Raw genomic sequence first — 20,793 nt, forward strand, 5'->3', positions numbered from 1 at the left:
GGGCCGTGGATTCCGTCGCTGACACCCCGCCGGCGCAGCAATCCGCCGTTGAACCTCTCGTCCTGGACCTCGGCGGGGCCGGAGCGGCTGCCCTGCGGCTCGTGGGGGGAAAGGCCCTGAACCTTGGCAAACTCGTGGCGGCCGGGCTGCCGGTCCCGTCAGGGTTTTGCCTGACCACTGTCGCCTATGAACTGGCGGCACCACCCGGGCTTGATGCCCTCGCGGCCGAGCTCGACGCGATCGGATCCGGGACAGGGACCGGGACGGACAGGGCGGCCCTCGGCATTGCTGCCGGGCGGGCCCGGGCGTTGATCGGGGAGTCTCCGATCCCGTCCGCGGTGGATGCCGCCGTCCGAACCGCCTACGGGGCAATGGGCGGCGCTCTGCCGGTGGCGGTCCGTTCCTCGGCCACGGCGGAGGACCTGCCCTTCGCCAGTTTCGCCGGCCAGCAGGACTCCTATCTCGACGTCGTCGGCGCCGACGCCGTGGTGGAGGCGGTCCGGCGCTGCTGGGCGTCCCTCTGGAGCGACCGGGCGGTGGCCTACCGGTCCGCCAACGGGATCAGTAACCGCGACGTCGGGCTCGCCGTCGTCGTCCAGGCCATGGCCGACGCCGCCACCGCGGGGGTGCTGTTCACTGCCAACCCCGTGACCGGGACCCGGACGGAGACGCTCATAAACGCCGGCCCGGGCTCGGGGCAGGCCGTCGTCTCGGGAGCCGTCAACCCGGACCAGTTCGTGCTGGAGACAGCATCAGGCCGGGTCACGTCGCGGACGCCGGGGGGCAAAGAACCCGGGCTGAGCCCTGGCCCGGACGACGCCCAGCTGCAGGAACTCACGGCCCTGGGAGACAGCGTCCAGCGCCTCCTGGGGGCGCCGCAGGATATCGAATGGGCGATCGACTCCGGCGGCAAGCTTTGGCTGACGCAGTCACGCCCGATCACCACGCTGTATCCGCTGCCGGAGCCCGCGCCTGAAGACGCCGCAGCCGGCGCCGCGGCCCCAACCCGGGTGTACCTCTGCGGGACCCTGTTCCAGGGGCTGACCCGGCCCATCACCCCGATGGGCCTGGCCGTCCTCGAGGTGATGCGGAACAGCAAGGGCCCCTGGCGGTACGTCAATCCCGGCTTGCGGATGTACGTGGACCTGACGGCGGTGGCCCGCAACAAGTACGGCCGCGCCTACCTGCTGCGGGTGCTCCCCCTGGCTGACGGCAGGTCCGGTGCCGTGATGCCGGCATTGCTCGAGGACCCCAGGTTCAGCCTTATCGAGCACTCCTTCCGGGAGTCCCTCCGCGAAGCCGCTGCCAGACGCAGGCTCCCGCATACCGCCCCGCGCAATGGCGACACGGAACAAACGGACATCGTCGTCGTCATGCTGCGGCTCATTCCCGCCATGCTCCGTCCCGCATTCCGTCCCGCCGCCGAGCTGCGCCGGGCGAAGAAGTACGGGAAACAGCTCGAATCCGGGCTCTCACTCGCCGAACCCGCCAGCGCTGTTCAGCGGCTCGATTACACCCGGGCCATCCTGGACCGGACGATCGGCGGCCTGATCCAGGCCACCCTTCCCGGGCCGTCCCTTGGCTACGTCATGCTGGCCGTGGCCCGCAGGCTGCTCCGCGGCATCGCGGCGCCCCGGGAGCTGGAGGCTGTCCTGCGCGGCCTCCCCCACAACATCACGACCGAAATGGACCTGGAACTCTGGCGGCTTGCCGTGTCCATCGGGGACGACCCGGTATCGCGGGGGGAGTTCCTGACGAAGCCTCCCGAGGACCTGTCGGCCGCGTACCTGGCCGGCAAACTGCCGCCGCAGGCCCAGGCCGGTGTGCGCGGATTCCTCGCCCGCTACGGCCACCGCGCAGTCGCGGAAATCGACCTCGGCATGCCCCGCTGGTCCGAGAAGCCGGACCACATCCTCGGCATGATCTCCAACTACCTCCGCGTCGAGGACCCGGAGCAGGCCCCCGACCGGCAGTTTGCCCGGGCAACGGAACACGCGGAGGACAGGATCCGCAGCCTGGTGGACCGGACGCGGGCCCGGAGCCCCTGGCGCGCCCGGGCGCTGGAACTTAGCCTGCGCCGTGTGCGGCAACTGGCGGGAATGCGCGAACTGCCCAAGTTCTACATCGTGTTGGTGCTCGCCGAAATGCACCAGCAGCTGCTGCGGATCGGCGCGGACATGGCCTCGGCCGGCACCATCGCCGCCGCCGACGACGTGTTCTTCCTCGACTTCGACGAGCTCCGGGTCGGCCTGCGGGGGGCGGATCTGCACCGCATCGTCGCGGACCGACGCCGGCTCTACGACGTTGAACTGCGACGCCGGCGCATCCCCCGGCTGCTGCTGTCCGACGGCACCGACGTCGAAGCCGCGATGATGGCGAAAAAGCCCGCCCCAGGCGCCCTGGCCGGGACACCTGCCTCGGCAGGCACCGCCACCGGACGGGTCAGGGTGATCATGGACCCGGTGGGCGCCCATCTGGAACCCGGCGAAATCCTGGTGGCGCCTTCGACGGACCCCGGCTGGACCCCGCTGTTCCTGACCGCCGGCGCCCTGGTCATGGAAATGGGCGGGGTGATATCCCACGGGGCCGTGGTGGCCCGCGAATACGGCATCCCGGCCGTCGTCGGCGTCCCGGACGCCACGACGCGGCTGCGGACCGGGCAGACGGTCACGGTGGACGGCGCGGCCGGCACCATCCGCGAGGAGCCGTAATCCCGGCAACCCGTCCCGCAGCCGCCGCGTGCTTCGAGGCAGGGCAGGCTGGCCTCACAGCTGTAGCACAGTTGTGCCAGATAGAATGGGACCATGACCACACCGGCCCACCAGCCAACGCACCACCAGTCGTCGCTTGAGCTGACCCGGCGCCAGCCGCAGCCCTCCGGCGGCACGTTCGCACCGGCCCGCAAGGCGAGGAACGTCCTGCGGCGGGTTCCGGTGTGGACCTGGCGGCTGCTGATGCACTCGGTGAAGGCCAGCGAGAACTCCCGTTTCAACGTCGACCCGATTACCGGCGTCGAATACTTCCATGACATCGATTTCGTGGGCGACGGCATCAGGGGGCACCGCCTTGACGTCATTACGCCGTCCCGTCCCGGCGGCGCCGTAGCGCCCGGCGCCGCAGCAGCCGGCGACCGCGTGCCGCGCGGATTGCCGGTCTACGTGTACTTCCACGGCGGCGGCTGGACGTCCGGCGACAAGGCTTCGCTGACCAAGTACTGCGCGAGCCAGGCCGAGGGCGGCATGGTGGTGGTCAACGTGAACTACCGGAAGGCACCGCGGTTCCAGATGGCCCACGTCCTGGCGGACGCCAACGCCGCACTGGCCTGGGTCCGGCAGCACATTGCCGGCTATGGCGGCGACGGGTCGCGGATCGTGCTCGGCGGCGACTCCGCCGGCGGCCAGATCGCGGCCCTCCTGACCGCGGCCAGCTTCCGGCCGGAACTGGCGCGGCACCACGGCCTGACACCGGCTGTGCCGGCCTCCGATTTCAAGGGCCTGGTCCAGCACTGCAGCGTGGTGGACTTCTCCGTTTTCTTCGAGAAGGGCTTCGTGCTGAGCCTGAACTTCATCCGCATGCTGCTGCCCGCCCTCCGTTCCGGCGGCCGGAGCCGCGGCCTTGGCGGGGCCAGGTTGGAGGCGCTCCGCAAGGGTGCGGGCTTCCTCTCCCCGATCGAATGGCTGGATGCCCGCTTCCCGCCGGTCTTTGTCACCACCTCGGAACGGGACTTCTTCTACGCCGCCAACCTGAACTTCATCGCCCGGTTGCGCGAACACTCCGTCCCCGTGGACAGCCTCATCTACGACTGGGAGAGTTCCAACACCGAACACACCTGGCAGCAGGACTTCCGCTACCCGGAATCGCAGGAAGTGTACCGCCGGCTGCACGCTTTCGTGCGCAAAGTGACGTAGGCGCCGGCGGGCCCAAGCGCCGCCACTCCTGCCGGATCCGCCCCAGCCAAGGCCGCGCCGGGCTATGTTTAGTCCATGGTGTCTGCCGGCAGCAACGCACAGAACAGTCCGGAACCTGAGGGGTTCGGATCGGCGCTGGTTGATGAAGCCGCCCGCCGAGATGCCGCCCTGGGCGACGTGGACTGGGCCGCCCTCCCCAACGGCGCTGTCCGGGGCAGCTTTGAGGCCCCCAGCGGAACACTCGCCACCGTGTCCATGGGCACGCCGGGTAACCCGCGGGTGCTCCTGGTCCCCGGGGCCACCGGATCCAAGGAAGACTTTGTCCTGATGCTTCCCGAGCTCGCCGCTGCCGGGTACTACGTCCTGAGCTGCGACATCGCCGGCCAGTACGAATCGGCCGCGGCTGGCCCCGAAAACCTGGTGCCCCCGCGCGCCCACTACGACTACGACCTGTTCACCGACGACCTGCTCGCCATGCTCGACGCCGAAGAAGGGCCCGCACACGTCGTCGGGTATTCCTTTGCCGCGATCGTCGCCCAGCTGGCCTTCTCCCGGCGTCCGGAAAAGTTCCGCAGCCTGACGCTGCTCAGCTGCCCGCCCGAGCCTGGCCAGAGCTTCCGCGGCGTGCAGCGCATCGGCCGGTTCAGCGGCTGGGCCAGCCCGCGGGTCGGCGCCGCGCTGATGATCTGGGGCATCCGCGTCAACGTCGTGCATGTCCCACCCAACCGGACACGGTTTGTTAAATACCGGTTCCGCTTCACCCGCCGGAGCTCCGTGAGCGACATCTTCGGGCTGATGCAGCACGCACCCGATCTGCGGGCGGCACTGGCCGCGGCGTCGCTGCCGAAGTTCGTCGCCGTCGGCGAACACGACCTCTGGCCGCTGGCGCTCCACCGCCGCTTCGCGCAGTCGATCGGCGCGCGCATCGCGGTCTACCGGGGCGGCCACAGCCCGAGTGAGACCTCGCCGCACCAGATGAGCCGGGACCTGATCGCGCTCTACGGATCCGTGTGACGCGGGTGGTCGCGTTCCCACTGGCGCCGGCGGCGGCGCCGCCGGAACGGGCCCTCCTGCCTGAACTCGATGGCAAAAGTGGTCCACGCCATCGCCAGCCGGCTCCCGACGGAGTGACAGTCCGCCAGCGGCCGCGCTGAGACCTGCACCCGCAACGAGCGGTCCGCGATCACCGTCACTTCGGGCGGGATCTGGTAGGAAATGTCCAGATCATCGTGGACCGGCGGAACGCCGCGATGGACGGAGCCGCGGATACGGTCCCACACGTCCGAGCGCAGGGCGAAGTTCGAGCCAAACAGTGGAGGATGCCCCAGCAGCCAGCCGATGGCCCAGAAATACCCGGGAATGTAGACGCTCGTGCCCACCCACCGGGCGAACCGGGTTTCCCCGTAGAAATCGCCGGGACCGGACACGGCGGACAGCGGACCTGCCTTCTCGAGGATGGCTGCAACCCGTTCGAGCCAGTCGGCGGGCGGAACCGAGTCCGTGTCCAGCCTGGCGATCAGCTCGAAGCGTGCCTGGTCGAAGCCATACGCCGTGGACGCGGCGATGCCCGGGAGTTCGACGGCGATCCGCCGCACGCCCGCGGCGGCACAGACATCTGCGGTTTTGTCCGTGCTGGCGTTGTCTATAACGACGATTTCATCAGCCTGACGGGTCTGTCTGGCGAGTGCGGCGAGGCAGCCCGCGAGCATGTCAGCGTCGTTCCGGGTAGGGATAACCACCGAGATTGTTGTCATATTGCCCCGACTATAGTCCGGGGACGGGACGAAATGCCCCCGTTGGCCTCTTGCACCGCGGCCCCCGGACCCGTAGGTTGGGCAACAGCGGACGAATGTCTCCGCAGCCGTTGGCCTCCGGGCCGCCGGAGATCAGCAGCATTTCAGAAGGATATGGCATGGCTACAGGCACAGTTAAATGGTTCAACGCCGAAAAGGGTTTTGGCTTCATTGCCCCGGATGACGGGTCAGCCGACGTTTTCGCCCACTACTCGGCAATCGCCAGCAGCGGCTACCGCTCGCTGGACGAGAACCAGAAGGTCGAGTTCGACGTCACCCAGGGCCCGAAGGGCCCGCAGGCCGAGAACATCCGCCCGCTCTAAGTACTCCGGATAGCAGCACCGGCCAGCCGGCCGCCATGCTTTCCCTAAGACCACAGACGCCCCGCTCGAGGTTTTTCCTCGGGAGGGGCGTTTGTTGTTGGGGCTGCCATTTGCCTTGCGGCCGCAAGTCAGCCGACGTGCACCCACGGCCGTTTGGTGACGTCCGGTTCGGCTTCGCGCAGCACCTCGCGGGTCACCGGAGCGATCTCGCCCTCGCCGAAGGCCAGGAACCGCAGGAGATTGCTGACTGGATTCCCTTCGGTCCAGCGGAAGTAGATGTGCGGCATCAGGCCGGTCACGTCGCGGATGTGCAGCAGGACCGAGGCGATCGTGTTCGGAACCACAGGTCCATGGACTTCCAGGATCCGGTAGCCGTGCCTGGTGATGCCGCGGACGGCGAGCTCCGTCTCAAAGTCGGAGGAGTCGTCCACAACGACCTCAAGGAAAAGGGCGCGGTAGCCCAGCGGCAAATGGCTGACCTCCGTGGCGGACTCCAGTTTCTGCCGGTAGGCCTCAGCGCTCATCCGGAGCGGCTCGTGGGCGATGATCCGGATGGGCCCCTCCAGCTCATCGGACATGAATTCCAGCGCCGCGCGGTCCAGATGGACGTGGGTGGCGTGCAGCTCAAACGAGCGCCGGACCCGCGACAGCAGCGAAATCACGATGATCCCCATAATGAAGACCGAGGCGATCCGGATGCCTTCGGGCCGTTCGATGACGTTCGCCACGGTGGTGTAAATGAACACGACGGCGATGACGCCGAACCCGACCGTGCGTTTGCGCTGACGCTGACGTCGGGCCGAGAGCGTCACGGCCACCGCCGCCGACGTCATCAGCACCAACACACCGGTGGCGTAGGCACCTCCCTGCGCGTCGACGTCGGCGTTGAAGAGCCAGGTGATCAGGAATCCGACCAGGGTGAAGACGAGCACCAGCGGCCGGACTGCACGTGCCCAGCCGGGGGCCATGCCGTAGCGGGGCAGGTAGCGGGGCACCAGGTTCAGCAGCCCGGCCATGGCGGAGGCCCCGGCGAACCAGAGGATCGCGATGGTGCTGATGTCATAGACGGTGCCGAACCCCACCCCGAGAAGTTCGTGGGCCAGAAATGCCAGTGCCCGCCCGTTCGCCTGGCCACCAGGCTGGAATTCCTGCTCCGGGATGAGCACCACGGTCGTGAAGCTGCTGACGATCAGGAAGCTGCTCATAATCACGGCAGCGGTGGTCAGGAGCCTGCGGGCGCCCGCGATGCGGCCGGCCGGATTGTCCTCGGTGTCGCTGTCGTGTCCCCGGATCTGGGGCATGACGGCCACCCCCGTCTCGAACCCGGACAGGCCCAGTGCCAGCTTGGGGAAGACCAGCAGGGCAAAGCCGACAGCCAGCAGCGGGTTTCCGTGCGAAGTGGAGATCGCTTGCCACCAGTTGTCCACCGCCAGGGGGTGGGTGAATACATCAAAGACGGAAGCGGCCAGCACCACCAGGTTGAGCCCCAGATATACGGCGACGAGGACGACGGCGACACCGATGGCCTCCTTGAAACCGCGGAGGAAAACAGCACCCAGCAGCGCCAGGAGGAAGAGCGTGATCAACACGTTTTGTCCCTGCAACCAGCCCGGGGCCATCGGATTCTGGATCAGGTGCGCCGTGGCGTCCGCAGCCGAAAGCGTCATGGTGATCATGAAGTCCGTTGCGGCGAAGCCCAGCAGGACCAGGACGAACAGCTTGCCGCCCCAGCGCGGCATGAGCCGCTCGAGCATCGCGATGGAGCCCTCGCCCCGGTGGCTCTCGCCGGCCACCCGCCGGTAGACGGGCAGGGCGCCGAGCAGCGTGATGAGGATGAGCACGAGGGTCGCCAGCGGCGAGATCACGCCCGCGGCGAGCGCGGCGATCGCCGGCTGGTAGCCCAGCGTGGAAAAATAGTCGACGCCGGTCAGGCACATCACCTGCCACCAGGAGTGTTTTTTCTCGTGGGCCGTGGGCACTCCGCCCGGGCCCTGGTGGCTGCCCTTGCTGTCCTGCAGCCCGAACAACAGCCAGTTCCTCATCGTCGCCCCGGCGCGTGGCCGCGGAGCCGACGGGTCTGCCGGCGGCCTGCTCAGTGTGGTCATGTCTTCCTTCCTTCACGGCGCGGTCTGCTGGTGCGGGCGCCGCACTGCTCCCAGTTGTGAAACTAGCAGCGGCCGGCCGCCACCTCCCAGCCCCGGCGGGGATCTTGACGAATCCCTGACGCAGCGCGGCCCTCCGGGAAGCGGACGCGAATGCAAGAATGGCTCCATGGCACGTGGAACGCTGCGCATCTTCCTGGGGTCTGCACCCGGCGTCGGCAAGACCTACACGATGCTCCGTGAAGGACACCGGCTGCGCGATGGCGGCGAGGACGTCGTCGTCGCGTTCGCCCGGGACCGCGGCCGCCGGGACACACGCGCCCTGCTGGCGGGGCTTGAGCTCATCCCGGCCGCGCGGGTCCCTTACCGGGAGCTCCATCTCGAAGAGTTGGATCTGGACGCGGTGATCCGCCGCGGGCCCGCCACGGCATTGGTGGATGAGTATGCCCACACCAATTCGCCGGGCAGCCGGAACGCCCACCGCTGGCAGGACGTTGACGAACTGCTGGACGCCGGCATCAACGTCCTCTCCACCCTGGACGTCCAGAATCTTGCATCCCTCAGCGACGTTGTCAGTACCATCACCGAGGACCGGCCGGCGGAGACCGTGCCTGATGAGATCGCCCGGCGGGCCGGGCAGATCCAGCTGGTGGACATCTCCCCGGAGCTCCTGCGGCAGCGCCTCGCGGACGGCAAGATCGTCGCCGCTGACAGGATCGATGCTGCGCTCGCGGGCTACTACCGTCCGGGCAACCTGGCGGCCCTGCGTGAGCTGGCCCTGCTGTGGCTGGCGGACCGGGTCGACGAGGGGCTCGCAAGCTATCGGGCGGGAAAAGGGATCGAAACCAGCTGGCCGGCCCGGGAGCGGGTTGTCGTCGGGTTGCCCGGCGGCCCGGAAGGCGAGATCCTGATCCGCCGCGGGGCACGCATCCTCAACCGGGTCAACAGCGGCGACCTCCTGGCGGTGCACGTGCGTGCAGCGGACCGGGTGGCCGCGGAATCTCCGCAGGTGCTCGAGTCACAGCGCCGCCTGGTCCAGGACCTGGGCGGCAGTTACCACGTTGTGGCCGGCGACGATCCGGGCACCGCGCTGTTGGACTTCGCCCGGAGCGTCAACGCGACCCAGATCGTCATCGGAATGCCACGCCGCGGCAGCGTGTCCGGACTGCTGACGGGCCTCCGTGGCAGGCGCACCGGAGCCAGGGTGGTCCGCGGAGCCGGTGCCATCGATGTCCACATCGTGTCCCGGCCGGCAGAGCGCACAGGCCCGGGGGTGCCACGGCGGCGGGACCTGGGCCGTGTCCGCGTGACGACCGGGTTTGTGATGGCCGTCTGCCTTCCTGCCCTGCTGGAGCTTCTGCTGGCGGTGATCCCGGAAAGGAGCCTGGCCACCACCGTCCTCGTCCAACTCACCGGATCCGTCGCCGTGGCCCTGGTCGGCGGCCTGTGGCCCGCGATGCTCGCGGCGCTCTGGAGCAGCCTGCTGGTGAACTACTTCTCCACTGCGCCGGTGGGCAACCTGACCATCAGCGATGCGGAGAACGCGCTGGCCCTCCTGGTGTTTGTCGGAGTGTCCGCCGCAGTCGCCACCGTGGTGGACCTCTCCGCGCGGCGTTCCAAGGAAGCGGCTCTCGCAAGTGCGGAGGCAGCCACCCTCGCGGACCTCTCGCGCGGGGCTGCCGGTTCGGAGGACACCCTTGTCGGTTTGCTGGAACAAGCGCTGGAAGTCTTCCAGGTCCGGGGCGCGGCCCTTTTGAGCCGGGCTGACGACGACGGCGGCCGGGCGGGTGACGGCGCTGGGGCCGCGGGCCATCCGGGCGGGGGCTGGCAGCTGATCGCCAGTGCCGGCGACGTTCCGTCCCTCGGTGACGGCGCCGGGGGCGGCCCCGGCAGGGCGGACATCCCGGGTGACAACGTCGAATGGATCGACGCCGTCACGTGCCTGGTCCTGACCGGCCGGGTGCTGCCGGCCAGCGACAGGCGGCTGCTCGGGGCCTTTGGTGTCCATCTGATGGCCCAGCTGGAACGTCAGCAACTGCAGGCCAGCCGGTCCGAGGTCCTGAAGCTCGCTGAAGGCAACACGATGCGGACCTCGATCCTCCGCGCCGTCTCCCACGATCTCCGCACTCCGCTGGCCGGAATCAAGCTCGCGGTCGGAGCCCTTCGGCAGGAGGGCGTCCGCTACACCCGGGACGAGGAGCAGGAGTTGCTGGCGACCATCGAGGACTGCTCGGACCGGCTGGAGGTGCTGGTGGGAAACTTGCTGGACATGTCCCGGATCACGTCCGATTCGATCAAGCCGCTGTTGCGCGCAGTGCGCTGGTACGAGGTCATTCCCGGCGGACTGCACGGGATCGCTCCGGGCCGGGTGCGCGTTGAACTCCCCGCCAACATGGCAGAGGTCGAGGCGGACGAGGGCATGCTCGAGCGTGTCATCGCGAACATCGTGGAGAACGCCGTCAAGTACGCCCCCGGATCCGACATTGTGATTACCGGCTCCGCGGGCGGTCTCGGGGCTGTCAGCGTGAATGGCCTCCCGGCCGGGGAGCTGCGCATCATCGACCACGGAACGGGGGTCCCGGCGGATCGGGTCGTGGACATGTTCCGCCCCTTCCAGCGCCTGGATGATGCCACGCAAGCAACCGGGGTGGGCCTCGGCCTCGCCGTCGCCAAGGGATTCACTGAGGCGATGGGCGGCAGGCTGACAGCCGAGGCGACGCCGGGCGGCGGACTCACCATGGTGATCAGCCTCCCCCTCTCCGCCGGGGCACCGTTCCAGGCGGAGCCGGTCCAGGCCCCGCTGCAGCCGCAGTCGGCCGTCGTCGGGCGCCACCACGCACCGCCGATCCTTTCCTCCGGGACGGACGCCGTATGACCTCCGTCCTGGTAGTCGACGACGACAGTTACCTGCTCCGGGCGCTGAGGATCACGCTGCAGGCCCACGGCTACGACGTTGCCACGGCGGCTGACGGGCGCTCGGCACTGCTCGCCGCCCAGCAACACCCGCCGGGCCTCGTGATCCTGGACCTTGGGCTCCCCGACATGGACGGGGCCGCCGTGATCCGGAAGCTCCGGGTCTGGAGCCGTGTTCCCGTTCTCGTGTTGTCCGCACGCCACGGTTCACAGGACAAGGTGGATGCCCTAGACGCCGGGGCCGACGACTATCTCACCAAGCCGTTCGGGCTGGAGGAACTCCTTGCCCGGCTGCGCGCCCTGCTGCGCCGCAGCGCGGACACCGACCAGCCGGCGGCCATCATGACAGATGCCTTCACCGTGGATCTCGGAAAACACCGTGTCACCCGCGACGGCCAGGACATCCGGCTCACACCAACTGAATGGAAAATGCTGGAGGTGCTGGTCCGGAATCCGGAAAAACTCGTCACCCAGCAGCAGCTCCTGTCCGAGGTGTGGGGTCCGGCCTACGCGAAGGAGACCAACTACCTCCGCGTCTACATGGCACAGCTCCGCCGCAAGCTGGAACCGGAGGCGGCCACTCCACGGCACCTGATCACCGAGGCTGGCATCGGCTACCGTTTCCAGCCCTGACGGGATCCCGCGGCACCTGCGGGACCCCGAACCCGGTTAAACGAAAGCCGACTTGCCGGTCACGGCCCTGGCCACGATCAGCGAGTTGATCTCATAGCTGCCCTCGTAGGTGTAGAGGATTTCGGCGTCGCCGAAGAGCTTGCCCATCTCGTAGTCGGTGCTGATCCCGTTGCCGCCCATCAGCGAGCGCCCCATCGCCACCGATGCCCGCGCCAGCCGGGTGGTGGTGGATTTGGCCATCGCGGCCTGGACCATCTCCAGCTTGCCGTCTTCCTGGATCCTGGCCAGCTGCGCCATCAGCGACAGCGAGGCCGACGCGTTGCCCAGGATCTCGGCCAGCTGCTGCTGGATCAGCTGGAAGCGCGCCAGTTCCTTGCCGAACTGCTTCCGCTCCAGCGAGTAGGACCGCGCGACGTCGAACGCGGCCAGCTGGATGCCGGCCGCCTGCCAGCCCACCCACGCACGCGAATCGCGCAGCAGTTCGTTGGCCTTGGAGAAGTCCGTGGCACCGGGGAGCAGGTTGGTCTCCGGAATGCGGACCTCATCGAGCACGATGTCGGCGTTCTGCATGATCCGCAGCCCGATTTTGTTCGCGATCTTTGAGGCGGTGTAACCGGGGCGGTCCGTTTCCACGATGAAGCCCTTGATCTGCTGGTCCGCGACATCACGCGCCCAGACCAGGGCAAAGTCCGCAATGGTGCCGGCGCCGATCCAGCGCTTGGCGCCGTTGATGACCCACTCGCCGTCCTCGAGCCGGGCCGTGGTGGCCAGCCCGCCGGCGATGTCCGAACCGTGGTCCGGTTCGGTCAGGGCGAAGGCACCGATCTGGGTGAAGGCGGTGAGCCCCGGCAGCCAGCGCTCCTTCTGTTCCTCGGAGCCGAGCTGGTCGATCATGCCCACGATCAACTCGTTGTGGATCCCCACGAGCGCGGAAAGGGACACATCGGCGCGGGCCACCTCGACATACATCAGGCCCTTGAACAGCTTGGAGGTGCCGTCCGTCTGCAGGCCGCCCAGGCCGTACTTGCCGAGCTCGGCGAGCAGCCCGAAGGGGAACTCTTCACGGTTCCAGTAATCGATCGAGGCCGCCCGGATCCGGGACTGGAGGAAGTCCCGGATCTCCTGGTAGCGCGATTGTTCCTCCGGTGGCAGGAGATCGACGATGTACATCAGGTCCGCATCCGGAAAGGGTGGCGCCGCCACGCCTTCCGGCGCCGTTCCATCGTCGGTGACCCTCTGTCCGCTGGCACGTCCTTGTGGCTGCACGGGCATGTATCCCTTCGTAGTGATCCGGTCATGAACCGGGTCGGCTCTTCCAAACCCTTGGATGTCCTAGTATATTGCACAGTGATGGGGATCACTAGGCAGTTGGTGATCCCCGGGCAACGGCGCCGGGCTTAGAGCGGCTGCGCCACCAGACTTCGAAAGGTGCACCATGACAGTCACTGAGGAATTCCGCGCAGCACGCGACCGCCTGCTTGATCTCCGCAAGGACTACGAGGCGGCACGCAGCGAATTCCAGTGGCCACGCTTTGAACACTTCAACTTCGGCCTGGACTGGTTCGACCAGATCGCGGCGGATCCGGCCAAGGCGGACAACCCGGCCCTCGTGATCGTCGAGCAGGACGGCTCCGCCACACGGCGCAGCTTCGCGGACCTGTCCCGGCGCTCCGACCAGGTGGCCAACTGGCTGCGCGGCCAGGGCGTGAGGCGCGGTGACCGGATGATCATCATGCTCGGAAACCAGGTGGAACTCTGGGAACTGATGCTCGCCGGGATCAAACTGGGCATCGTCATGATCCCCACCACCACCCTGATGGGACCCGATGACCTCAAGGACCGGGTGGAGCGCGGCGGCGCGAACTGGGCCGCCGTCGGCAGCGCCAACATCGGCAAGTTCGCTGGGGTCCCCGGCAACTACACCCTGATCGAAGTCGGCGACGGGGCCGAGAATGCAGCCGCCCTGCAGTACACCGGGTCGGCCGGCGCGGCGGAAGGATTCACTCCGGACGCGCCGACCCTGGCCGACGAAACGCTGCTGCTGTACTTCACCTCGGGCACCACTTCCAAGGCCAAGCTTGTGGAGCACACGCACACCTCCTACCCGGTGGGCCATCTGTCCACCATGTTCTGGATCGGGATGGAACCGGGCGACGTACACCTGAATGTGGCCTCGCCCGGCTGGGCCAAGCACGCCTGGTCGAACGTCTTCACGCCATGGATCGCCGAAGCCTGCGTCTTTATCTACAACTACGAGCGCTTCGACGCCAAGGCGCTCATGGCGCAGATGGACCGCGAGTCCGTGACCAGTTTCTGCGCCCCTCCCACGGTCTGGCGCATGCTCATCCAGGCCGACCTGACCCTGCTCAAGAACCCGCCCACCAAGGTGGTCTCCGCCGGGGAGCCGCTCAACGCCGAGGTGATCGACCAGGTCCAGCGCGCCTGGGGGCAGACCATCCGCGACGGCTTCGGCCAGACCGAATCCACCGTGCAGATCGCGAACACACCCGGCCAGCCGATCAAGATCGGCGCCATGGGCAAACCGCTGCCGGGCTACGACGTCGTCCTCGTGGACCCCGCCACCGGCGCGGAAGGCGACGACGGCGAGCTCTGCCTGCGCCTTGACCCCCGCCCCGTCGGGCTGATGAAGGCGTATTACGGCGATCCCGAAAAGACGGCGGAGGCGTTCCGTGACGGCTACTACCACACCGGCGACATGGCCAGCCGGGACGAGCGCGGCATCATCACCTACGTGGGCCGCGGCGACGACGTCTTCAAGTCCTCGGACTACCGGCTGTCCCCGTTCGAGCTGGAGAGCGTGCTGATCGAGCACCCGGCGGTGGCCGAGGCCGCCGTCGTCCCCTCCCCCGACCCGCTCAAGCTCTCGGTGCCCAAGGCGTTTGTGGTCCTGGCGGCCGGACACGAGCCCGGCCCGGAACTCGCCGAAGACATCCTGCGCTACTGCCGTGACCACCTGGCACCGTTCAAGCGGATCCGCCGGCTGGAATTCGCCGAACTGCCCAAGACCATCTCGGGCAAGATCCGGCGCGTGGAGCTGCGGCGCAGCGAGGAACTCCGCCACGGCGGGGGGACGGTCCCGGCCGGACTCGGCACGGAGTACTCCGAAGCCGACTTCCCCGGGCTGAAAAGCGCGGCCGAAAAGCTACGCTGAACCTTATGAGATTCAGGCCGAGAAACTGGGGGTGCCGTGGCAACGCCGCTGCCGCGTGATCCGATTGCCGACGCCCGGCTGAACTGGGAACGGCACGGCTGGTCCGACGTCGCGGCGCCGATGGCTGCCATCACCGCGATCATGCGGACCCAGCAGATCCTGCTCGCCCGGATCGAGGGGGTTCTGAAGCCGTTCGGGCTGACATTTGCCCGCTACGAACTGCTCGCCCTGCTCAGCTTCGCCCGCAGCGGCGCGCTGCCCATGAACAAGGCCAGCGCGCTGCTGCAGGTCCATCCGACCTCGGTGACGAACGCCGTCGACCGGCTGCAGCAGGCGGGACTGGTCCTCCGCTCGCCGCATCCGACCGACGGCCGCACCACCCTGATTGAACTCACCCCGGAGGGGCGGACGCTGGCGAAACGGGCGACGGCGGCACTGAACTCTGAGGTGTTCGCCCAGTCCGGCTTCGCGGAACATGACGTTGACCAGCTGATCGGGATCCTGGGCACCTTCCGCCGCAATGCCGGCGACTTCAGCGAGTGAGCCCCCGGGCTCAAATGCCTGACCAAGACTGACGCCCCGTCACAAAGCGGTGACCGGGTTCCGCGGCATCAGGAGACGACTCATGCAGCCGAATGCCTATTCCCGCCCCGACGACCGGGAGCTGCTCCGCGCCTCGCTGCGCCTGCTCTCCGGACGGTTCCGGCCGGCCGTGCTCTTTGCCGGGCTGGCCAGCGGTGAGCTGCTGCAGCTGACGGACTTCCTTGGCACCGCCACGTCCAGCCTGCACCAGGTCGTCGTCGTCCCCGGCGCGGGTCTCGGCGGCCGGGTCTTCACGCAGCGGCGGCCCTACCTCGTGGAGGACTACATCGCCTCCGAGGGAATCACCCATGAATACGACGTCGCCGTCAGGCGGGAGCGGCTGACCTCGATGGCGGCCGTCCCCGTGGTGGTCCGGGGACAGTCGCGGGCGGTGCTGTACATCGCGAGCCGGGACAGCACGCCGCTGGGGGAAAATGCTGTGTGCGAGGGGATGGAGGCGGCCGCCGAGATCGCCGAGGAGCTGCGGGTCCGGGACGAGGTGGACCGGAGGGTCTCGATTATCGACACGGCCCGGGCCGCACCCGCCCAGGCCCTGGACCGGAGCTGGCTGGAACACGTCCGGGAAGCCCACGCCGAACTGCGCTCCCTCGCCGGAACGGTTTCCGACCCGCACCTGGCCCGGCAGCTGGACATCATCGGCAGCCACCTGGCGCCGCCGCCCGCCGACGGCGTCCATCCCACGGCCCGGCTGGCCCGCCGGGAACTTGATGTCCTGGCGCAGGTGGCACTGGGTTGTTCCTACCAGGAAACCGCGGAACGCCTCGGCCTGAAAGCGGTGACCGTCAAGAGCTACCTGCAGAACGCCATGGTCAAGCTGTCTGCCCACAACCGGCTCGAGGCCGTGTCTGCGGCCCGCAGGCTGGGGTTTATCCCGTAAAGCGGGGCCGCCGGTGTTTCACCGGAAGCCCCGCTCCCCCCCAACAGCGGGACCGCTCGGATCCCTAGCTCAAGTGCCTCGGTTCGGATCCCTAGTGCCGGGAGACGGGCTCGGTGGCTCCGGCGCCGTCGGCGAGCTCCGGAGCGGCGTGATGCTTTCCGCCTTCCAGCGCCCGTTTCTCGTGGTTGGGCAACGCCAGGGTGCAGAGGACGCTGAAGACGCCGATCCCGGCGAGCAGGACCCCCACGGACCAGGCCCCGGACGTGCCGGCAAGCTGGGCCGCCACAAGCGGGACAATGCCGCCGCCGACGACGCCGGCCAGGTTGTAGCCCATGCCGGCGCCGGTGTAGCGGTACCGGGTCTCGAAGAGCTCCGGAAGCAGGGCGCCGGCAGGGCCGTAGGCGATCGCGAAGATCACCAGGGTCACGGTGAGCCCGACACCGAAGGCGAAGACTGTGTTCGCACTGAGAATCGGGAAGAGCGCGAGCGACCACGGCACGGCGAGGATACAGGAGGTGGCGATGACCTTCTTGCGGCCGAACCGGTCCGAGAGGATGCCGGAGGCCAGGGTGGCGGCGGCAACGAACAGCGACGAGACAATGCCGGTGCTCAGCACTTCCACCCGGCTCAGCTGCATGCCGGTGGGGCTCGTCGCATAGCTGGTGAGGTAGGCGGTGCCAACGTAGAAGAACGCGAAGAGGAGCGTCAGGGAGCCGCCGGCGAGCAGGATTTCGCGCGGCTGGCGCTTGATTGATTCGAGGATGGGCAGCTTGGTGCTGGCCTCGGTGACCTTGGCGGCGTTCTTGAATACCGGGGTTTCCTCGATGCTCAGCCGCACCCACAGGCCCACAAGGACGAGCACTGCGCTGAGAATGAACGGCACCCGCCAGCCAATGGTGATGAAGGCCTCGGACTTGTCCCCGAGCGTCAGGTTGGTGATGAGGAACGTGCCGCTGGCCAGGGCGAACGCAACCGACGGGCCCAGTTGCGGGAAGGAGCCGAACAGCCCGCGTTTGCCCTTGGGAGCGTATTCGGCCACGAGGAGGGTGGCACCGGCCCATTCGCCGCCGACGGCGAGGCCCTGCACGAAGCGGAGCGCCACCAGCAGGATGGGGGCTGCCACGCCGATGGTGCTCGCGTCCGGAATGAAGCCGATCAGCACGGTGGCGATGCCCATCATAAGCAGGGTGGTGATGAGGGTTTTCTTCCGGCCGATCCGGTCGCCGAAGTGCCCGAAGATGATGGCGCCGACGGGACGGGCGAAGAAGGCGACGGCGAAGGTGCCGAAGGAGGCGATGGTGCCGGCCGCGGCGCCGAGCGCCGGGAAAAAGACGACCGGGAAGACCAGTGCGGCGGCGGTGCCATAGATGAAGAAGTCGTAGAACTCGATAGTGGTTCCGGCGGCGCTGGCGAAGGCAACCTTGCGCAGGGTCTTGCGGCTGGGCGGCGCTTGCAGCCCTGCCGGCGAGGTCGGTGAAACTGAGGTCATGGCAATCTCCTTTGATGTCAGCCCCAATGCCAGGCTGTGTGACTCAGCTCACCGTAGCCAAAAGCGTGGACATCCAACTACCTCCCAAAAGAGGTAGCCGCGGCCGCCGGACTGCCGGTGCTGAACTGCGCGGCCCTTTAATTTCAGATCCACCAAGCTGTCGATCTCAGACACTTCTAACCGCAGCGACTATTTGAACCCACTCGGACGTCGTGTTCACGCACCCGGCATCCTGATCGGGGCCGCAGCCGCCCGGGCAGTGGTCCGGGGCAGCGAACCATCGCAACGAAAGAGGACGACGGCGGGAGGTCCCGCCGTCGTCCTCTCCATCCCGTCGGTGCATCAGACGAGGCTGTCTTCTTTCTCGCGCTCGGCTGCCCGGATCGCATGGGCGGGCGCCGCCGTGTGCGTGGAGTGCGGGGCGTGGCCATGGTGCCCGAAGGGGTTGAACCGGCTCAGGGCGAGCTCGGCGAAGGCGTAGGCGCTCTCAGCGTGTTCGGAGCGGTCCACGCCGGCGATCTCGTCCTCGTGGCTGACCCGGAATCCGAGTGTCTTGTGGATGGCGAGGCCGATCACGGCCGTTCCGAGCCCGGACAGGGCAACCGTGATGAGCACAGCGACAGTCTGCGCGACGAACTGGTGGAGGCCGCCGCCGTAGAGGAGGCCCCCGCCTTCGCCTTTGACCGGAAGGGCGATGAAGCCCAGTGCCAGGGTGCCGAGGAGGCCACCGCCAAGGTGGACGCCGACGACGTCGAGCGAGTCGTCGAACCCGAACTTGTACTTCAAGTCCACGAACACGGCGCAGGCCGCGCCGGCGAGTAGGCCCAGACCCAGTGCGGCGAGGGGGCTGATGTTGGCACACGAGGGCGTGATCGCGACCAGGCCGGCGACGGCGCCGGACGCTGCGCCGAGGGAGGTCGGGTGGCCGTGCCGGATCTTCTCCGTCACGAGCCAGCTGATCACGGCTGCGGCCGGGGCGGCCAGGGTGTTGATCCAGATCAGGCCCGCCTGCTGGACGGTGGTGGCGGCGCCGGCGTTGAAGCCGAACCAGCCGAACCACAGGATGCCCGCGCCCAGCATGACGAACGGAATGTTGTGCGGGCGGTGGGCCGGGTCTTTGCCGAAGCCGTGCCGGTTTCCCAGGATCAGTACCAGAACGAGTGCCGCGGTGCCGGAGCTGATCTCAACCACGGTGCCGCCGGCGAAGTCGATGACCTGGCCGAAAACGGAACTGACCGCTCCGCCGGCGCTCATGAGGCCGCCACCCCAGACCATGAAGGCGAGGGGGCAGTACACGGCGGTGATCCAGATGGGGACGAAGATGGCCCAGGCGGTGAACTTGGTCCGGTCAGCGATGGCGCCGCTGATCAGGGCCACGGTCATGATGGCGAAGGTTGCGCTGTAGCCGGCCTTGATCAGGTCCGGCGAACCGATGATGTTGCTCAGCCCGAAGCTGGTGAACGGGTCGCCGACCACGCCGAGGATGCCAGTGCCGGTGGTCATGGAATAGCCCCACAGGACCCAGACGACGCCGACGATCCCGACAGAGACAAAGCTCATCATCATCATGTTGAGCGCAGCCTTGGCCCGGGTCATTCCGCCGTAGAAGAGGCCGAGCGCCGGGGTCATGAGCAGCACGAGAGCCGCCGAGACCATCATCCAGATGCTTCCCGCAGTGAGTTCCACCTGCGTGTCCCTTCCTGTCGTACCGCCGTACCGGGACATGTCGCCGCCGGCCCCCCGATCCGGATTCAATCTTCGCCGAGCCATGTTTCGGTTAAGGGGGAGAAAAGTTGCGGGCACGTTACAGGAATCGCCGCGGCGTGAAGATCACGTGACAGCCATGTTTCGGGAATGTTAACGGGGCCTCTCCGTCAACCCTTACGGGTGCAACCACGCGGGGCCGGATCCCCGGAATGGCGGGGGCCCGCGGGGGAGCGGGAGAAATATGCGGTGAACCGCGGGATTCCGAGTTCGGGCTGTGGCAGATGCCGAGGGAGCGGCTGGGGAGCTCATTGTGTTGCAGCATCCTGATCTGATCCCACCCAGCGGAGATTGGTCAAGGAGCGACGCGCAAAAGCCCTGACGCTGCCGGAATTCCGGCAGCGTCAGGGCTTTGGTGCGTCGCTGGGCGGTTTGCCCGTCACAGGATAGTTGGCGCGCCCCAGGATGGTAGGCCTGCCCCTGCTTAGCGGTGCGTGAAGTCCGGCTGGCGCTTCTCGGTGAAGGCTGCCATGCCTTCCTTCTGGTCCTCAGTGGCGAACAGCGAGTGGAACACGCGCCGTTCGAAGAGCACACCCTGGGCCAGCCCGGTCTCGAACGCGGCGTTGACAGCTTCCTTGGCCACCATCGCCACCGGCTTGGACTTGGAGGCAATCACCTCGGCGGCCTTGAGTGCCTCTTCCACCACGTCCGCGGCCGGCACCACACGGGACACCAGCCCGGCGCGTTCGGCTTCCTCGGCCTCCATGAACCGCCCGGTCAGGATCATGTCCATGGCCTTGGCCTTGCCCACCGCGCGGGTCAGGCGCTGCGAGCCGCCCATGCCGGGCAGCACGCCGAGGTTGATTTCCGGCTGGCCGAACTTGGCGTTGTCGCCGGCGATGATGAAATCGCACATCATCGCGAGCTCGCAGCCTCCGCCAAGGGCGAACCCGGACACGGCCGCGACCACCGGGATACGCAGCCGGGTGAAGTCCTCCCAGCCGCGGAACCAGTCCGCGGCGTACATGTCCATGTAGCCCTTGGACTGCATTTCCTTGATGTCCGCGCCGGCGGCGAACGCCTTGGCGGAGCCGGTCAGCACGACTGCCCCCACCTCGGGGTCGGCATCCATGGCCGACACTGCGGCCACGATTTCGTCCATGGTGGCTTTGTTGAGCGCGTTCAGCGCCTTGGGCCGGTTGAGCGTCACGAGCCCCACCCGTCCCCGGCGCTCCACCAGAATGTTTGTGTACTGCTCCGTCATGCCTGTCCCCTC

Annotated in this window: 15 protein-coding genes; 9 read left to right on the forward strand and 6 right to left on the reverse strand. The window is 67.9% G+C overall.

Annotated elements, in window-relative coordinates:
- The first annotated feature begins 5 nt into the window (after positions 1–5).
- The 3 genes from QCD75_RS01875 to QCD75_RS01885 all read left to right on the forward strand — a co-directional run bounded on the left by QCD75_RS01875 (position 6) and on the right by QCD75_RS01885 (position 4,922).
- Positions 6–2,711: a PEP/pyruvate-binding domain-containing protein gene (locus QCD75_RS01875; protein WP_301225153.1), complete on the forward strand. Its 2,706-nt coding sequence runs from the start codon at positions 6–8 to the stop codon at positions 2,709–2,711.
- 93 nt (positions 2,712–2,804) lie between these two features.
- Positions 2,805–3,908, forward strand: coding sequence for an alpha/beta hydrolase (locus tag QCD75_RS01880; RefSeq protein ID WP_301225155.1), 1,104 nt, complete (start codon positions 2,805–2,807; stop codon positions 3,906–3,908).
- Between the two features lie 75 nt (positions 3,909–3,983).
- Positions 3,984–4,922 carry an alpha/beta fold hydrolase gene (locus tag QCD75_RS01885; RefSeq protein WP_301225157.1) on the forward strand — a complete coding sequence of 313 codons (939 nt, stop codon included), beginning with the start codon at positions 3,984–3,986 and terminating at the stop codon, positions 4,920–4,922.
- Here the strand turns inward: QCD75_RS01885 and QCD75_RS01890 are convergent.
- Positions 4,907–5,662, reverse strand: coding sequence for a glycosyltransferase family 2 protein (locus QCD75_RS01890; protein ID WP_301225159.1), 756 nt, complete (start codon positions 5,660–5,662; stop codon positions 4,907–4,909). The two genes, QCD75_RS01885 and QCD75_RS01890, sit on opposite strands and share 16 nt — an antisense overlap.
- Positions 5,663–5,820: 158 nt before the next feature.
- On the opposite strand from QCD75_RS01890, the gene QCD75_RS01895 reads away from it, so the two are divergent.
- A complete protein-coding gene (locus QCD75_RS01895) occupies positions 5,821–6,024 on the forward strand; it encodes a cold-shock protein (RefSeq protein ID WP_013599688.1) in 204 nt (67 codons plus the stop codon).
- 128 nt (positions 6,025–6,152) lie between these two features.
- On the opposite strand, the gene QCD75_RS01900 is transcribed toward QCD75_RS01895, so the two are convergent.
- The gene (locus QCD75_RS01900) at positions 6,153–8,129 is read right to left on the reverse strand and encodes an amino acid transporter (RefSeq protein WP_301225184.1); all 1,977 of its coding nucleotides are present in this window, start codon (positions 8,127–8,129) and stop codon (positions 6,153–6,155) included.
- Between the two features lie 166 nt (positions 8,130–8,295).
- Between QCD75_RS01900 and QCD75_RS01905 the strand changes: the two genes are divergently transcribed.
- Both QCD75_RS01905 and QCD75_RS01910 read left to right on the forward strand, forming a co-directional pair.
- Positions 8,296–11,001, forward strand: a complete 2,706-nt coding sequence (locus QCD75_RS01905; RefSeq protein WP_301225186.1) for an ATP-binding protein — start codon at positions 8,296–8,298, stop codon at positions 10,999–11,001.
- The gene (locus QCD75_RS01910) at positions 10,998–11,672 is read left to right on the forward strand and encodes a response regulator (RefSeq protein WP_301225188.1); all 675 of its coding nucleotides are present in this window, start codon (positions 10,998–11,000) and stop codon (positions 11,670–11,672) included. Before QCD75_RS01905 ends, QCD75_RS01910 begins: the two co-directional genes overlap by 4 nt.
- A 36-nt stretch (positions 11,673–11,708) precedes the next feature.
- Here QCD75_RS01910 and QCD75_RS01915 read toward each other — a convergent pair whose 3' ends face one another.
- A complete protein-coding gene (locus QCD75_RS01915; RefSeq protein WP_301225420.1) occupies positions 11,709–12,842 on the reverse strand; it encodes an acyl-CoA dehydrogenase family protein in 1,134 nt (377 codons plus the stop codon).
- A 265-nt stretch (positions 12,843–13,107) separates the two neighbouring features.
- On the opposite strand from QCD75_RS01915, the gene QCD75_RS01920 reads away from it, so the two are divergent.
- The 3 genes from QCD75_RS01920 to QCD75_RS01930 all read left to right on the forward strand — a co-directional run bounded on the left by QCD75_RS01920 (position 13,108) and on the right by QCD75_RS01930 (position 16,324).
- Positions 13,108–14,844: an AMP-binding protein gene (locus QCD75_RS01920; RefSeq protein WP_301225190.1), complete on the forward strand. Its 1,737-nt coding sequence runs from the start codon at positions 13,108–13,110 to the stop codon at positions 14,842–14,844.
- A gap of 36 nt (positions 14,845–14,880) precedes the next feature.
- A complete protein-coding gene (locus QCD75_RS01925) occupies positions 14,881–15,387 on the forward strand; it encodes a MarR family winged helix-turn-helix transcriptional regulator (RefSeq protein WP_226759470.1) in 507 nt (168 codons plus the stop codon).
- 82 nt (positions 15,388–15,469) lie between these two features.
- Positions 15,470–16,324 carry a LuxR C-terminal-related transcriptional regulator gene (locus QCD75_RS01930; protein WP_301225195.1) on the forward strand — a complete coding sequence of 285 codons (855 nt, stop codon included), beginning with the start codon at positions 15,470–15,472 and terminating at the stop codon, positions 16,322–16,324.
- A 91-nt stretch (positions 16,325–16,415) separates the two neighbouring features.
- Here QCD75_RS01930 and QCD75_RS01935 read toward each other — a convergent pair whose 3' ends face one another.
- The 3 genes from QCD75_RS01935 to QCD75_RS01945 all read right to left on the reverse strand — a co-directional run bounded on the left by QCD75_RS01935 (position 16,416) and on the right by QCD75_RS01945 (position 20,781).
- The gene (locus tag QCD75_RS01935) at positions 16,416–17,813 is read right to left on the reverse strand and encodes an MFS transporter (RefSeq protein ID WP_301225197.1); all 1,398 of its coding nucleotides are present in this window, start codon (positions 17,811–17,813) and stop codon (positions 16,416–16,418) included.
- Positions 17,814–18,155: 342 nt separating this feature from the next.
- Positions 18,156–19,499, reverse strand: coding sequence for an ammonium transporter (locus QCD75_RS01940; protein ID WP_301225199.1), 1,344 nt, complete (start codon positions 19,497–19,499; stop codon positions 18,156–18,158).
- Positions 19,500–20,001: 502 nt separating this feature from the next.
- The gene (locus QCD75_RS01945) at positions 20,002–20,781 is read right to left on the reverse strand and encodes an enoyl-CoA hydratase (protein WP_301225201.1); all 780 of its coding nucleotides are present in this window, start codon (positions 20,779–20,781) and stop codon (positions 20,002–20,004) included.
- Positions 20,782–20,793: the final 12 nt, after the last annotated feature.

The organism is Arthrobacter sp. PsM3 (genome assembly GCF_030433895.1).
Classification (GTDB): Bacteria; Actinomycetota; Actinomycetes; order Actinomycetales; family Micrococcaceae; genus Arthrobacter.